Annotated in this window: 10 protein-coding genes, 1 pseudogene and 1 riboswitch; of the genes and pseudogenes, 5 read left to right on the top strand and 6 right to left on the bottom strand. The window is 61.4% G+C overall.

The annotated features are described in order from the left end of the window. Nucleotides 1–10: 10 nt before the first annotated feature. From CAF74_RS04025 to CAF74_RS04045, 5 genes are all read right to left on the bottom strand, one after another. Nucleotides 11–2746: a LuxR C-terminal-related transcriptional regulator gene (locus tag CAF74_RS04025; protein ID WP_085745363.1), complete on the bottom strand. Its 2736-nt coding sequence runs from the start codon at nt 2744–2746 to the stop codon at nt 11–13. 187 nt (nt 2747–2933) lie between these two features. Further along, the gene (locus CAF74_RS04030; protein ID WP_085745364.1) at nt 2934–4298 is read right to left on the bottom strand and encodes a DUF1329 domain-containing protein; all 1365 of its coding nucleotides are present in this window, start codon (nt 4296–4298) and stop codon (nt 2934–2936) included. Nucleotides 4299–4324: 26 nt separating this feature from the next. After that, nucleotides 4325–6214, bottom strand: a complete 1890-nt coding sequence (locus tag CAF74_RS04035; protein ID WP_085745365.1) for a DUF1302 domain-containing protein — start codon at nt 6212–6214, stop codon at nt 4325–4327. Nucleotides 6215–6550: 336 nt separating this feature from the next. After that, nucleotides 6551–8233, bottom strand: a complete 1683-nt coding sequence (locus tag CAF74_RS04040) for a fatty acid--CoA ligase (RefSeq protein WP_085606947.1) — start codon at nt 8231–8233, stop codon at nt 6551–6553. 156 nt (nt 8234–8389) lie between these two features. Then, the gene (locus tag CAF74_RS04045; protein WP_007956831.1) at nt 8390–9019 is read right to left on the bottom strand and encodes a LysE family translocator; all 630 of its coding nucleotides are present in this window, start codon (nt 9017–9019) and stop codon (nt 8390–8392) included. A gap of 91 nt (nt 9020–9110) precedes the next feature. On the opposite strand from CAF74_RS04045, the gene CAF74_RS04050 reads away from it, so the two are divergent. The 3 genes from CAF74_RS04050 to CAF74_RS04060 all read left to right on the top strand — a co-directional run bounded on the left by CAF74_RS04050 (nt 9111) and on the right by CAF74_RS04060 (nt 11944). Further along, nucleotides 9111–10076 (top strand): 2-hydroxyacid dehydrogenase, encoded by a 966-nt coding sequence (locus CAF74_RS04050; protein ID WP_085745366.1) that lies wholly within the window; start codon nt 9111–9113, stop codon nt 10074–10076. A 33-nt stretch (nt 10077–10109) separates the two neighbouring features. After that, the gene (locus CAF74_RS04055) at nt 10110–11108 is read left to right on the top strand and encodes a class I SAM-dependent methyltransferase (RefSeq protein ID WP_085745367.1); all 999 of its coding nucleotides are present in this window, start codon (nt 10110–10112) and stop codon (nt 11106–11108) included. A gap of 40 nt (nt 11109–11148) precedes the next feature. After that, a riboswitch (yybP-ykoY riboswitch) is annotated at nt 11149–11271 on the top strand. Between the two features lie 88 nt (nt 11272–11359). Next, nucleotides 11360–11944 carry a TMEM165/GDT1 family protein gene (locus CAF74_RS04060; protein WP_085745368.1) on the top strand — a complete coding sequence of 195 codons (585 nt, stop codon included), beginning with the start codon at nt 11360–11362 and terminating at the stop codon, nt 11942–11944. Between the two features lie 44 nt (nt 11945–11988). On the opposite strand, the gene CAF74_RS04065 is transcribed toward CAF74_RS04060, so the two are convergent. After that, on the bottom strand, nt 11989–12807 hold the full coding sequence (locus tag CAF74_RS04065) for a M48 family metallopeptidase (RefSeq protein WP_039766290.1): 819 nt from the start codon (nt 12805–12807) through the stop codon (nt 11989–11991). 1352 nt (nt 12808–14159) lie between these two features. Here CAF74_RS04065 and CAF74_RS29565 point away from each other — a divergent pair. Together CAF74_RS29565 and CAF74_RS29570 are read left to right on the top strand one after the other, a co-directional pair. After that, nucleotides 14160–14354 (top strand): annotated as a pseudogene (locus tag CAF74_RS29565) (HAMP domain-containing protein); the annotation flags it as partial. Between the two features lie 114 nt (nt 14355–14468). Next, nucleotides 14469–15212 (top strand): methyl-accepting chemotaxis protein, encoded by a 744-nt coding sequence (locus CAF74_RS29570; RefSeq protein ID WP_371857322.1) that lies wholly within the window; start codon nt 14469–14471, stop codon nt 15210–15212. The last annotated feature ends 2 nt before the right edge of the window (nt 15213–15214 follow it).

The raw sequence follows: 15214 nt of genomic DNA on the forward strand, positions 1-15214 counted from the left end.
AACAGCAGATTCAGTTCAACACCCCCAACTCTTTCGCCCGCGCCACCGCTTGCGTGCGCCGTTCCACACCCAGCTTGCTGTTGATGTGACTGGCGTGCGTTTTCACGGTGTGCAGCGAGATGAACAGCTGATCACTGATTTCCTGATTCGAGCAGCCCTGAGCGATCAACCTCAGGACGGCGAGCTCACGACTGCTGAGCGATTCGGTCGTCGTGGATTCCGCTGCAGGACGAGCCGGCGCCTGGGGGAAATGTTCCAGCAATTGCTGACCGGCAGCTGTCGGTGCAGTCAGTGACAGTTGCCCGCGCAACCAGTCAGCATGCTCTTTGACCAGCACATCGAAAGGTTGCAGGACGCCGCCGGACGCCGCTTCCAGTGCCTGACTCAATGCCTTGCGCGCTTCAGGCTCACGATTGTTTGCCAACAGCAACACCACTTTTTGCGTCAGCGCCATCACGCTGAGCAGTTGCCGTCCGGTTTGCTGGCCGTTCTCCAGCAGCACGTTCAATCGCCCTTCGGCGAGCATCGGTTGCCCCTGTATGACGTCCAGCAACGCCTGTTGCAGCTCGACGTGCAAGGGCAGTTGCGGATGAAATTCCGGCGGTGCCGCCGCGTATTCACCGGTGTAGGTCTGGCCCAGTCGCGCCAGCCAGGCTTCGGCCAGATCGATACGCCCCTGAGCCAGCCACAGCTCACATTTGACCAGGGTGATCATCGCCAGGTAGTAGATCGGCGGGACATCCCATATGTGCATCAGCCTTTCGGCTTCGGCCAGTTCGGCGAAGGCCTTGGCGAAATCGCCGCTGCTGCCGTCGAGCCGGGCGATCACGCAGTGGCCGATCAGCACGCTGATGTCACGACAGGCCCTTGCTTCAGTCAGGCCCGCCTGCAATCGCGCCCTTGCCGCCTGAGGCTGCAATCGCATGGCCAGCAGAAAACCCTCATACAGCGTCAGTCGCGCACGCACGGCGTACAAACGCTGCGCGGACAATCCGCGCAAGCGCTCCAACCCTTGGCGCACTTCATCGAGCGCGCGCAGGATTTCGCCGCGGGCCTGCAGGACGCGGGCACGATCATAATGCGCCAGCGCCTCGAACAAGGGATTGCCGACCCGCTGCGCCAGCTCAAGCGACTCGCGGTTCAGGCCCCGTGCACGCCACAGATCGCCGTCGGCAATCGCGAGATTGGAGAGGGTCGACAGGCACATCAGACGCTGGCCGTAACGCTTGGCCGGCAGGCTTTCCAGTGCTTCGCTGCAATACTCGATGGTCTGCTCGCGATGGCCCCGCCCGCGGGCGATGATGCCCTTGAGGGCCAGCCATTGGGCCAGCATGGATTTCTGGGCGGTGGCCGAAGGTGCCGGCAGAAAACGACTCAGATGACTGGCGAGCTCTTCGGCCGCATCAAGCTGACAGGCCAGCCCCAGCGCCCAGCTGTACAACACGATCAGGCGCGGGGTGCTGATCAGCAGGCTGTCGGGCAAGTCCATTTTCCAGCGCAGCAGCATGCCGACGTTCTGCTCAGCCAGCAGTTGCTCCTCGGAAAGGTTCTGTACCAGATTGGCAGCGACGTCCAGATGCCCTGCGCGCAGTGCCTGCTCGACAGCTTCATCCAGAAGGCCCTGGGCATTGAACCAGCGGCAGGCGCGCAGATGCAGCGTCGCGGCCGGCACCAGTGCCCGGGCGATAGGCCGGCTGCGCAACAGGTCGGAAAACAGGTGGTGATAACGATACCAGTGCCCATGCTCGTCCAGCGGCACGAGGAACACCTGGTGCGCCAGCAGGAAACGCAGGATTTCCGCACTGTCGTGGGCTTCGCGCACCGCGTCGCACAGCTCGCTGCAAAAGCGTTCCTGCGGCGCGGTGTCATAAAGAAACGCCTGGACCTCGGCGGGCAGGCAATCGATGACTTCTTCCAGCAGATATTCGCGGATCAGCCCTTCCCCGCCGTTCAACGCTTGTGGCAAGGCTGATTCGGTGCCGACTTCAGCGATCGCCAGCAGCCAGAAACGCAGCCCGGCCACCCAGCCTTCGCTGCGCTGGATCAGGTTTTCCAGCGCTTCACCGCGCAGGGAACTGCTGTGACGATCAAGCAGTGCCAAGGCTTCGTCGTGGGTCAGGCGCAGGTCCTGTTCGTGCAGTTCCAGCAACTGGCGCGACAGGCGCAGACGTGCCAGGTGCCAGTCCGGGCGCTGCCGACTGGTGACCATGACCACCAGGCCGTCCGGTAAATGATTGAGGAAAAATTGCAGGCAACGGTCGAGCACCGGCCCTTGAGCGAGGTGGTAGTCATCCAGTACCAACAGCAGCGGAGCCGTCGGTTGCAGATGCAGCGCCAGTTCATCCAGCAGGCCGTCGAGCCATTCTTCGAACGCAAACGGCTGATGACGTTGACGCATTTTCAGCAGTCCCAGTGCCCGGCTGCCCAATTGCGGAAAATAGTCCTGCAGACCTTCGAGCAGTCGCTCGAGAAACCGCCCCGGATCGTTGTCCCGCGGACTCAGACCCAGCCACAGGCTTTGCCAGTGCGCCGGCAGACTCTGACAGAACTCCACCGCCAGCGAGCTCTTGCCGAACCCGGCCGGGGCGCTGACCAGCAACAAACGCCCTCCGAGCCCGGCGCTCAGGCGCTCGCACAAACGGGGTCGCAGCACGTAGCCGTCGGGTAGCGGCGGACGGAAAAAACGTCCGTCCAGTGCCGCGACGGCAACGCTTGCAGGGCCCGGAAGTGGGGACAGATCAGTCATGGCCGGCTCTTGTTTGTAGGGCTGTTGGCGGCGTAGCAGATGCCCGCAGACTAGCCTTAAACGGAGCGGTTATGAAGGTCGTTGCTACAAATGGCTACAAAAAGGCTACGGAAAAAGCGACAGGCAAAAAAACGCCCCGAACCGGTCGGGGCGTTTTAACGAGGATGCGGCCTCGGTTTACAGGAGCTTAGCGAATACCGTCCTGGCGCAGGGCTTGGGGCGTGAAGTCTGCGGTGGTTGCAGTGAAACCGAAGTCATACGCCGATTTCTCTTCGTTCTTCATGCCCAGAGCCAGGTAGCGGCCGGACTGCAGGTCGTAGAGGGTTTCCAGGGTGTACCAAGGCACCTGCACGTTGTAGTAGTCCTGGGAGTGAGCTTCCGCCACGCGCCACAGTTGGTTGCGACCGTCATAGTGATCGATCACGGCCGCTTGCCAGGTGTCTTCGTCGATGAAGAAGTCACGCTTGGCGTAGATGTGACGCTGACCTTCCTTCAGGGTCGCGGTCACGTGCCAGACGCGACGCAGTTCATAGCGCGCCAGATCCTGGTTGATGTGCCCGGCCTTGATGATGTCGGCATACTTGAGCTTTGGATCGTCGAGCTTGTAGCTGTCGGAGGCGATGTACATCTCTTGCTTGCCGACCAGTTTCCAGTCGTAGCGATCCGGTGCGCCGTTGAACATGTCCAGGTTGTCGGAAGTACGCAGACCATCCGCCGCGGTACCCGGGCCGTCATAGGACACTTGCGGTGCGCGGCGCACACGACGCTGACCGGCGTTGTAGACCCACGCCGAACGCGGTTCCTTCACCTGATCGAGGGTTTCGTGCACCAGCAGTACACCACCGGCCAGACGTGCCGGCGCGGTCACTTTCTGCTTGAAGTAGAACAGGATGTTGCCCGGGTTCGCCGGATCGTAATCTTTCATCTTGTCGCGGAACACGAACTGGTCCTGGAAATACACCAGGCTGAACGAGCCGTTCGGTTGCGGCGTGGCCTGGGTCACCAGACGGGTCACGCTGCCGCCGCGATAGCGGGTGATGTGGTTCCAGATGACTTCCACACCGGTTTTCGGAATCGGGAACGGCACGGCGGTATCGAAGTTTTCCAGGCCGTTGCCGCCCGACACCAGCGTCGTGGTGGTGGCGTTCTTCTTGATGGCGGCGAATACCGCATCCGGCACGGTGGCACCGCGATGGGATGGGTAGACCGGCATCTTGAAGGTATCAGGGTAACGCTGGAACATCGCGTACTGACCCGGCGCGAGCTTGGCCTTGTACTGATCGACGTTCTGTTTGGTAATGGTGAACAGCGGTTTTTCACTGGCGTACGGGTCGGACAGGAAGCCTTTGCTGTCGACAGTACCGGCGTTCTTCGGCATCGGTTTCCAGGCCGGGATCGAGCCGTCGGCGTTACCGGCCATTTCGGCGCCCATCGGGGTCAGGCTCTTGCCCAGTTTGTCCGCTTCGGCGGCAGGCACTGCCGCCATGACGCCGGTCGCCAGCAGCGACAGGCCCAGAACACCGGCGTGGAACAGACTCTTTGTTATTTTCATAAATTCGTTCGTCCTGAATGCAGTGCTTAGAAGTTCACGCCGAGGCTGAGCGCCACGAAGTCGCGGTCATCCACGGTGGTGTACTTGCCGTCGAAGAAGTTGGTGTAAGCCAGGCTCGCGGTATAGGTGTTCTGGTACTCGGCATCGACGCCCAGGCTCACCGCCTTGCGACCTTCTTCAAAGTTGCCGCCAGGGCCTGGCGAGTAGCCGCTGACGTCATGGGACCAGGCCACGTTCGGCTTGAGGTTCACGCCGGCGAACACGTCGTTGTATTCCCAGATGGCGCGACCGCGATAACCCCAGGAAACCGACGTGGTGAAACCGTCATTGTTGCAATTGCGGCTACGGTTGTTCTGTGGGGAACCTGGCCCGGCGCCATTGATGGTGCCGTTGTTGAGGATGTTGACGCAGGTGTTGGTGCCGCCGGTGGCTGGCAATTCGCCCGGGCCGAAGACCGGGTCGCGGCCATAGCGCTTGTCGGATCGGCTCTCCAGACCGCCCACGTAAGTCGCGCCCACTTCACCCACCAGCGTCAGACGGCTCGCGCCCATGACCTGATCGAAGAAGTGCGTGAAGGTGGTCTGCAGTTGAGTGATTTCCTTGCGCTCGTAACCGTGCAGATCCTGACCCGGCACGCCGTCGAGCAGCGATGCGTTCGCAAACGTGCCGCCCAGGGGACGCACACCGGCGAACAGGATGTCGGTAGAGTTCAGTTGTACCGGCGCATTCGGACGGTAGCTGATTTCACCGCTCCAGGCGGTGCCGGTAGGCAGGGTGGTGGAGAAGCTCAGACCGTACAGGCGGATGTCTTCTGGATACTCGACGAAGTAGTTCGAGTTGCCTGCAACCACCAGCGGCCCCAGGGCCCGGAATGCTGCCGGCAATGCCGCCACGCCGTTGTAGACCGATTGCGGTGCACCCGTGGCGCTGAAGATCGGCGCACGGCTGTGATAGTTCATGAAGTAGGCACCGAACTCGGTGTCCAGTGGCTCGAACATGTATTTGAGGGACGCGCCCCACTGACCGCTGTCTCGGGCATCCCGATCAGGACCGCGACGTACCAGCACGCCTTCCTCGTTGACGTCGACGCCGTTGGCAGCCAATGGCCCCAGGGCAATGGCCGGGATCTGCGAACGCTTGTTCAGCACGCGCAGGTTGTCGGTGCAGCCGTCGGCAATGATGTCCGGCTGGGAGAAGAAGGTGCCGCAGTTGTCGACGACAGTCTGGTCCCACTCGAGCTGATAGAAGGCTTCGGCGGACAGGTTTTCGGTCAGGCTCTGGGACACGTAGAACATGTTGACCGGGATCAGGCCTTCCTTGATCTCGGCGCCCGGACGACGGAATGCGGACACGTCGATCGGGTTGATCGAGTTGATGCCACCGCCGATGAAGGTACTTTCACCCCAGCTCACCACCTGTTTGCCCAGGCGCACGGAGCCCGGCTGATCGGCGATCGAATAGTTGTGGTAGACGAAGGCATCGAGGATCTGACCGCCGGCGGACTTGGCGCCTTCCTTGCGGTTGCTGTCGCTGATGTCCTTGAACTCGCGACTCTCGTCCTTGAGTTCGAAGTCGTACCAGTACTTGCCACGGACGAACACGCCGGTATCGCCGTATTTCAGTTCGAGGTCATGGATGCCCTTGAAGATCTTCGAGAACGTTTCGCCGCTCTTGAAGTTGGCATGGCCGTCGTCGGAAGTCTGGGACAGACCGTGACCGCCGTTGTTGACGCCGATGAGGTTCTTGTTCGGGCTCTGGGTGGACCAGCTGGCACCGATCGACAGGGAGGAGTCGAACTGGCCTTCGATTTCACCGACGTTGAAACTGACGCCGAATGCGGGCCCGGCGAGCGAAGAAGCAAGACTGACGGCCAGAGGCAGCTTTGCCCGGCGCCAGAACTGGTTTACTGAGGTCATCGACGCTACTCCATGTGCATTATTGTTATGGCAGTGAGTACTTTTAAAAACGCCTGAAGGACCGGGCGCCAGAGGCTTCCCGAGATCGCTTCAATGTTGCATCGCCCCGTTTGTGCGTGTGCCCCGTTCTTAAAAATCCTTGAGCGGACTATAGCCAGCAGGTGGTACTGCTTGATCCCTCTAAAGTGTGATTTGCAGCTGCCGGCCACTCTGGAACAGTCCTTTCGCCAGTCCGACACATGTCGGCACGGCAAGGATGGCTGAAAATTCGAATTTCACAAGCCAAGCGCTTGCTTGGTGGGTCTGGCGCGCCGTTTTCGGCGCGCCAGAGGAGGCTCAGAGCGTCGAGAGGAAGGTGCTGTTGTTGGCCTGCCATTCGGTGATGTCGAGGCGGATGCGCTTCTTGTCGAGCTTGCCGACACTGGTCTTGGGAATTTCAGTAACAAGCGCGATCTGGCTCGGAATCGCCCACTTGCTCAAGTGCCCCAGTTCAACGAATGGCTTGAGGTGTTCCTTGAGCTCGCGCGCCCCGATAGCGTGCCCTTCACGCACCACCAGCAAGGCAAACGGACGCTCGCCCCACTGCGGATCGGCGATGCCCACCACTGCTACTTCACGTACCGCGACGTGACGGCTGATCAGGTCTTCGAGGTCCAGCGAGGAGATCCACTCGCCGCCGGTCTTGATCACGTCCTTGATCCGGTCGCGAATGTCGATCACGCCCATGCTGTCGAGCGTGGCGACGTCCCCGGTGTGCAGCCAGCCGCCGGCCCACAGCTCGGCGCCCTTCTGCGGTTCGTTGAAATAACCCTCGGTCAGCCACGGTGCACGCAACACCAGTTCGCCCTGGGTCTCGCCGTCCGCCGGGAGGAAATTGCCCTCGGTGTCGACAATCGCCGCTTCGACCAATGGCCCCGGCACGCCGGCCTTGATGCGGTAGGTGGTGCGCTCGTCTTCGGTGCCTGCCATCAATTCATCGTTGAGGTGCGCGCACGAGACCAGCGGCCCGGTTTCCGACATGCCATAGGCGGCCGTCAGTTGAATGCCCTTGCTCTTGGCCGTTTCGTACAGCGTACGATTGAGCGCACTGCCGCCGATGACGATTTTCCAGCCGCCAAAATCGGTGCCTTGCGCGCCCTTGGCGTTGAGCACCATCTGCAGGATGGTCGGCACACAATGGGAGAATGTGACCTTTTCCTTGCGCCACAACTCGACCAGAAACTCCGGGTCGTAACGCCCCGGATAAACCTGCTTGAGCCCGAGCATTGTCGCCACATACGGCAGACCCCACGCATGCACGTGGAACATCGGGGTGATCGGCATGTACACGTCGTTGGTGCCCAGCAGCCGCACGCTGTCGATGGCGCCCATGATGGTCGACACGCCCATGGTGTGCAGCACCAGTTGCCGATGGGTGAAGTACACGCCCTTCGGATTGCCGGTGGTGCCCGTGGTGTAGAACGTAGTGGCGACCGAGTTTTCGTCGAAATCCTGGAAGTCGTACTGCGGACTCGCGGCCGCCAGCAGTTGCTCGTACTCCCCCACCAGATTCGGCAAATCCGCGGTTTTTTCCGGCAGATCAGTCAGCAGCAGGGTTTTCTCCACCGTGGTCAGGTGTGGCGCGATGGCCTGGTACAGCCCGACAAACTCGCTGTTGACCAGCACGAAGCGGTCCTCGGCGTGGTTCATGGTGTAGAGGATCTGTTCCGGCGACAGGCGCACGTTGATGGTGTGGATCACCGCGCCGATCATCGGAATCGCAAACATGCACTCGAGGTAGCGATGGCTGTCCCAGTCCATCACCGCCACGGTGTCACCGGCCTTCACGCCGGCCGCCGTCAGTACGTTGGCCAGCCGCGCGACCCGCTCGATCAGGGTCGGGTAGCTGTAGCGCAGCTGGTCACGGTAGATGATCTCGCGGGTTTTCTCGTAACGGGCGCCCGACATCAGCAGCCGTTTGATCAGCAGTGGATACTGGTACGCCCCTTCGGCGGGCGGAATAACGCGAGTCTGCAACATAAGAATCCCTTTTCTGACTGCACGGTGTTGGCTTTGGAGTTTCGTACTCTAGAACCGTTATACGTCAGCCAAATCAGCCAAAGGAATGATTTGCAGAGCCGTACAAATGCTAGCTTTGCGCCAGCATTTGCCGAAACAGATGACAGCCCAGAAGGATCAATGCATCTCGGTGAACGCGAGTTTCACGCCGATGGCGATCAGCACCGCGCCCATGGTGCGGTCGAACCAGTGGCCCATGCGGGCGAAACCGGCGCGCACGCGCTGCTGGCTGAACAGCATGGCCACCAGGCAGAACCAGGTGGCGGTCGCGACGGCGAGATAAATGCCGTAACCGGCCTGGACTGTCAGCGGGGTGTGCGGGTTGATCACCACGGTGAACAGCGACAGGAAGAACAGCGTGGCTTTCGGGTTCAGACCGTTGGTCACGAAGCCTGAGGTGAAGGCGCCCCGGGCGGTGCGCTCGCCAGCTTCTTTGTGCAGGTCGTCGGTCACGGTTTTCGCCGGTTGCGCACGCAAAGCCTTGAAGCCGATGTAAAGCAGGTACGCGGCAGCCGCCCATTTCAAGGCGTTAAACAATACGATCGATTGGGAAACGATCAGCCCGATTCCCAGCAGCGAATAACCCACGTGCAGGAAAATCGCCGTGCCCACGCCCAACGCGGTCCAGGTCCCCGCGCGTCGCCCGTGGGTCACGCTTTCGCGCACCACCACGGCGAAATCAGGACCGGGGCTGGCGACGGCCAACAGGTGGATCAGGGCAACGGTCAAGAATTCGGTCCAGTACATGGGGGCTCCTTTCGGCCAAGCGTAACGAGTTGTTTCATCTGGTAGGCTCGGCAGATTACGCCTTCCCTTCAAAGCACAACAGGTACAGTTGATGACGAACGCCCACCGCGCCGTATTCCTCGATCACCCGTCGCTGGATCTTGGCGATCTCGATCTGAGCCCTTTGCGTGACTGCTTCAGCGACCTGCAACTGTTCGCCCAGACGCTGCCTGCGCAAGTGAGCGAACGCCTGCAAGGTGCGACCGTGGCAATCAGCAACAAGATCCTCATCGACGCCGCCGCCATGGCCGCCAACCCACAGTTGAAGCTGATCCTGATCACCGCCACCGGCACCAACAACGTCGATCTGGCCGCCGCCCGCGCCCACGGCATCACGGTGTGCAACTGCCAGGGTTACGGCACGCCGTCGGTGGCGCAACACACGATCATGCTGTTGCTCAACCTCGCCACACGCCTGGCCGATTATCAAAAAGCCGTCGGCGAAGGCCGCTGGCAGCAGGCGAAACAGTTCTGCCTGCTGGATTACCCGATCGTCGAGCTGGAAGGCAAAACCCTCGGCCTGCTTGGACACGGCGAACTCGGCGGCGCGGTCGCGCGTCTGGCCGAAGCCTTCGGCATGCGCGTGTTGCTGGGGCAGATTCCGGGGCGCCCGGCCCGTCCGGATCGTCTGCCGCTGGAAGAACTGTTGCCACAGATCGACGCCCTCACCCTGCACTGCCCGCTCAACGAACACACCCGGCACTTCATCGGCGCCCGCGAACTCGCCTCGATGAAACCTGGCGCTTTCGTGGTCAACACCGCCCGGGGCGGGCTGATTGACGAACAGGCCCTGGCCGACGCCTTGCGCAGCGGTCATCTGGGCGGCGCGGCCACCGATGTGCTGAGCGTCGAACCACCGACCAACGGCAATCCGCTGCTGGCTGCCGACATCCCGCGCCTGATCGTCACCCCGCACAACGCCTGGGGCAGCCGCGAAGCGCGGCAGCGGATCGTCGGCCAACTGGTGGAAAACACCCGGGCGTTCTACAGCGGTAAGGCGCTGCGGGTCGTCAGTTGATAAACTGCGGCACTTTTTTTCACAGGAGCAGTTATGGATCCGCGCAGTGAAGTACTGCTTCGTCAGGCCGAGTTATTCCAGGGTTCGGTGTTGCTGGCCGGTTTGCCTGCCGATGATCTGCTGGGGCGCCTGCCCGATGCGTTTGGCTGGTGCTGGCACGCCGGCGATCAGGCCGCACTCGAAGCCCGCTTCGCAGGCCGCAGCCATTTTGGCGTGAACGTCCCGGACCGCGAATTCACCAACGCCGTGGTGTTCCTGCCCAAGGCCAAGGACCTGACCGATTACATCCTCAACGCCGTGGCTTCGCGCCTGGCCGGGCGTGAGGTGTATCTGGTCGGGGAAAAACGCAGCGGTATCGAAGGCGCTTCCAAACTGCTCAACCCGTTCGGCAAGCCGCGCAAGCTCGACAGCGCACGCCATTGCCAGTTGTGGCAAGTGACCGTGGCCAACGCCCCGCAAGCCAAACCGCTGGAAAGCCTGGCGCAGACCTACGAACTGCCGCTGGCCGAAGGCCCGTTGAAAGTCATCAGCCTGCCGGGCGTGTTCAGCCACGGCCGACTGGATCGCGGCAGCGCCCTGCTGCTGGAGCACCTGGACAAACTGCCAAGCGGTCATCTGCTGGACTTCGGTTGCGGCGCCGGCGTACTCGGTGCGGCGGTCAAGCGTCGTTACCCGCACAATCAGGTCACGTTGCTCGACGTTGATGCCTTCGCCGCCGCCAGCAGCCGGCTGACCCTGGCGGCCAACGGTCTGGAAGCCGAGGTACTGACCGGTGACGGCATCGACGCCGCGCCTATGGGTTTGAACGCGATTCTGAGCAACCCGCCGTTCCACGTCGGCGTGCACACCGATTATTTCGCCACCGAGAACTTGCTGCGAAAAGCTGCCAAACATCTGAAAAACGGCGGCGAACTTCGCCTGGTTGCCAACAGCTTCCTGAAGTATCAACCGTTGATCGAAGAGCATCTCGGAGTCTGCGCGATCAAGGCCGAAGGCAATGGTTTCCGGATTTACCGGGCCAAGCGCGGCTGAAAATTAGCACTTGCCGAATGGATTCCGCCTAGGCAGAATCCGCTCCGTCCTAGGGGAGTAGTCTCCCACGAGCACCAAGCTCGTCCGGCATACGTCAACATACTTGATCCTCAGATCATGGCGTATGCGACCCAAGCGTCCGCAGCAGACGGATCGCAGGGTTTGACAAGACCTATGACACGCACACCTTACCCGGGGCGGGAAGGCTGTACGTGTCATAGCCGTGTCGACCCGCCCCTTAGGAAATCCTGATGCTGGACTCGTTACTCGTTCCCACCGCAATCGTTGCCTTGGCCGAAATCGGCGACAAGACGCAACTGCTCGCGCTGATTCTCGCCGCTCGCTTCCGCAAACCCTGGCCGATCATTGCCGGTATCGTCGCTGCGACCCTGGCCAACCACGCGGCAGCGGGTGCGGTCGGCGCCTGGTTCGGCAGTTTCTTCTCCGATTCGGTCCTGCACTGGATTCTTGCCGCGAGCTTCGCCGCCACCGCCCTGTGGACGTTGGTACCGGACAAGATGGACGACGATGAAGCCAGCACCGCCCGCAAGTTCGGGCCATTCCTGACCACCCTGATTGCGTTCTTTCTCGCGGAAATCGGCGACAAGACCCAGATCGCCACCGTGATGCTGGCAGCCCAATACCCGGAGCTGTGGCTGGTAATCATCGGCACCACGGCGGGCATGTTGATCGCCAACGTGCCGGTGGTACTGGCGGGTAATTTTGCGGCGGAGAAACTGCCACTGACCCTGATCCGTCGACTGGCCGCCTCGGCGTTCCTGATCCTGGCGATTGTCGCGGTGTACAAGGCGATGCAGAGCAGCGGCTGGATTTGATTCCGCAGACTGCTCCCGCACTGAGTGCGGGAGCGATCCTGGCCTCAGGACTTGGGCGCTTTCTCGTAAAGCGGCATGACCTTCGGAATCGCCGCCTGCAACGCAGCCGTGCGGCTGCTGGAGGACGGGTGAGTGCTCATGAACTCCGGCGGCGCGCCTTCAGAGGCCTTGCTCATCTTGTCCCACAAAGTGATGGCGGCGTTCGGGTTGTACCCGGCACGCGCGGCCAGTTCCAGACCGATCAGGTCGGCCTCGTTTTCGTTGGCGCGGCTGTTGGGCAGGGTCATGCCGTAGTTGGCCACGGTGTCGGCCAGCGCCAGGCTGTCCTGACCCAGGCCGAGCAACGCACCGGCGCCCTGCTTGGCCATTTCGATGCCATAGGCCTTGGACATCGCTTCCCGACCGTGCTCGCGCAAGGCGTGGGCGATTTCATGGCCCATAACTGCGGCGATTTCATCGTCGGTGAGTTTCAGGCTATCGATCAGCCCGGTGTAGAAAATGATCTTGCCGCCAGGACCGCAGTTGGCGTTGAGCTCGTCGCTCTTGATCAGATTCACTTCCCATTTCCACTGCGCCGCATCCGGACGGAAGTTCGGTGCCTGAGCGATCAAGCGGTTGGCAATCGCCTGAACACGCTTGGCATCGTTGCTGGTCTTGTCCAGCACGCCCTTGCTGGACGCCTCGCCCACGGTCTTCTGATAGGACTGGGCATACATCTGGTCGACCTCTTGCGAGGACAGCATGCTGAACATGTACTGCTTGCGTTCCACGCCCACGGCACCGCCGCTGGTGGTGTTGACCGACTGACAACCGGCCAGCAACAGCGCTGCGCTCAGTGCACTTACAACCAATGTCTTGTTCATTCAAAAGCTCCCTGAAAACCTGTCGCGTATCCTAGGCGGGTAATTGTATCGACGCCAGATACAACGGACGTGTTGCATCTACTTTCAGAAAACTCCCGCCAGACCTGTAGGAAAAAATTCACATCCGCCACCAGGCCCGCTGCAACTGCGTCGCGCACTGATCCATTTGCGACATTGCGCTGCAATTACTCCCCCTTTACCTCATGGCGCAATAGTGGCTGCCGATACAGCAGCGCAGACGTCCTCTCGCGTGCGGAGCTCCCATGAAGTTCAAGTCGATCCAGTTTTCCGTAGCCGCCCTGGCCGGCGCCATCGTACTCAGCGTAGTCGCCGCGCTGGTGCTGTACGCGCTGTTCTCCGGTGCCCGCACCCAGGAAATGGTCCAGCAACGGACCCAGGCCCAGTTCGAGCAAGTCATCGAACAGCGCCTGACCTCGCTGGCACAAACCCAGGTCAGCCAGATCCAGCGCGAACTGGAAGCGCCGCTTCTGATTGCCGGTGGGCTGGTGCGCGTCAACGCCCTGCTCGGCACGCCGGGCGCCGATGGCCAGCCGCGACTGACCGTCAGCCGTGAGCAACTGATCAGCCTGATCAAGGAAAACGTCGAGAAGAACCCGAAGATTCTCGGCACCTACATCGGTTGGGAAAAGAACGCACTCGACCACAACGATTCGGCCTACGTCGGCACCAGCGTGGTCGGTATCGACGCCGCCAACGGGCGTTTCCTGCCGTGGTGGTTCCGCAACGACGATGGCACCCTCGGTCTGGACAAACTGGTGGACGTCGACGACCAGAAAGTCCTGTCCACCGGCGTGCGCGCCAGCGAGTACTACCTGTGCTCGAAGGAAACCAAAAAATCCTGCGTGATCGATCCTGCCCCGTACAAGGTCGGCGACAAGATCGTCATGCTCGCCTCTTTTATTGAACCGATCATGCTCAACGGCGCCTTCCAGGGCATCGTCGGCGCCGACCTGTCGGTGAACTTCATCCAGGAAATGCTTCTGGGCGCCAACCAGAAACTGTACAGCGGCGCCGGACAGATGGCCCTGATCGGCGGCAACGGCCGGATCGTCGCCTACACCAAGGACCCGAGCAAATTCGGCGAGAAGGTCAGCGACATCCTCGACGCCCAGCAGATTGCCAACATGGCCAATCTCAAGCGCGGCGAAGTGACGTACACCGTCAATAAAGAGCAAGGCCGGATCGAGTTGTACCTGCCGTTCGGCATCGGCCAGACCGACGCGCGCTGGACGCTGATGCTGCAACTGCCGCTCGATGCGGTAATGGCCGACCTGCAAAAGCTCCAAGGCGACCTCGACGCCCAGCGCAAATCCGACACCTTCGGCATGGCCATGGTCGGTCTGATCATTGCCGGTCTCGGCTTGCTGGTGATCTGGTTGGTGGGCCACGGCATCGCCCGTCCGCTGAAGCAAATGGTGACCATGCTCGATGACATCGCCCAGGGCGAAGGTGATCTGACCCGTCGTTTGACCAGTGATCGCAATGACGAACTCGGTTCAATCGCCAAAGGCTTCAATACCTTCCTCGCCAAATTGCAGGGGATGATCACGCAGGTAGTGTCGTCGGTACAGAGCGTCAGCGATTCCTCGGAGCACACAGCCGACATCGCGATCCGGACCAATATCGGCATACAGAAACAGATGGCCGAGATCGATCAGGTCGCCACCGCCGTGCAGGAAATGACCGCCACCGCGCAGGACGTGGCGCGCAACGCGACCCAAGCGGCACAAGCCGCCAGCCACGCCGATCAGGCCGCCAGTCAGGGCATGCAGATCGTGCGCGACACGTCGAATTCGATCGGCGTGCTGGCCGTAGAAATCGGCAAGGCCGTGGACGTGGTGCAGACCCTGGCCAAGGACAGCGAAAACATCAACGCGATCCTGATCGCCATTCGCGGAATCGCCGAGCAGACCAACCTGCTGGCCCTCAACGCGGCGATCGAAGCGGCCCGCGCCGGTGAACAAGGACGCGGTTTCGCGGTGGTGGCCGATGAGGTGCGCAATCTGGCGCAGAAGACCCAGAAGGCCACCGAAGAAATCCAGAGCATGATCCAGCAACTGCAACAGGGCACCCGCGATGTGGTGCGGGTCATGGAGGACAGCCAGAACCGCACCGACGAAAGCGTGCAGCACGCGGCCAAGGCAGCGGAGGCGCTGGAGACCATTACTCAGGCGGTATCGGTGATCAACGACATGAACACCCAGATCGCCAGCGCGGCCGAAGAACAGAGCGCGGTGGCCGACGACATCAATCGTAACGTGATCAATATCGGTCAGGTGGCGAATGAGGTGGCGGGTGGTGCGGATGAGTCGAGTTCGGCGAGTGCCGATCTGACCAAACTGGCGGAGCAGCAGCGGCGGTTGATCAATCAGTTCAAGGTCTGACC

Origin of the sequence: Pseudomonas sp. R45(2017) (assembly GCF_002112305.1) — a bacterium.
Lineage (GTDB): Bacteria > Pseudomonadota > Gammaproteobacteria > Pseudomonadales > Pseudomonadaceae > Aquipseudomonas > Aquipseudomonas paraglycinae.

Coding starts and splice junctions, on each gene's coding strand:
- CAF74_RS04050 (WP_085745366.1), top strand. CDS start 9,111: ATGACGAACGCCCACCGCGCCGTATTCCTCGATCACCCGTCGCTGGAT.
- CAF74_RS04035 (WP_085745365.1), bottom strand. CDS start 6,214: ATGACCTCAGTAAACCAGTTCTGGCGCCGGGCAAAGCTGCCTCTGGCC.
- CAF74_RS04030 (WP_085745364.1), bottom strand. CDS start 4,298: ATGAAAATAACAAAGAGTCTGTTCCACGCCGGTGTTCTGGGCCTGTCG.
- CAF74_RS04065 (WP_039766290.1), bottom strand. CDS start 12,807: ATGAACAAGACATTGGTTGTAAGTGCACTGAGCGCAGCGCTGTTGCTG.
- CAF74_RS04055 (WP_085745367.1), top strand. CDS start 10,110: ATGGATCCGCGCAGTGAAGTACTGCTTCGTCAGGCCGAGTTATTCCAG.
- CAF74_RS04060 (WP_085745368.1), top strand. CDS start 11,360: ATGCTGGACTCGTTACTCGTTCCCACCGCAATCGTTGCCTTGGCCGAA.
- CAF74_RS04040 (WP_085606947.1), bottom strand. CDS start 8,233: ATGTTGCAGACTCGCGTTATTCCGCCCGCCGAAGGGGCGTACCAGTAT.
- CAF74_RS04045 (WP_007956831.1), bottom strand. CDS start 9,019: ATGTACTGGACCGAATTCTTGACCGTTGCCCTGATCCACCTGTTGGCC.
- CAF74_RS04025 (WP_085745363.1), bottom strand. CDS start 2,746: ATGACTGATCTGTCCCCACTTCCGGGCCCTGCAAGCGTTGCCGTCGCG.
- CAF74_RS29570 (WP_371857322.1), top strand. CDS start 14,469: ATGGCCGAGATCGATCAGGTCGCCACCGCCGTGCAGGAAATGACCGCC.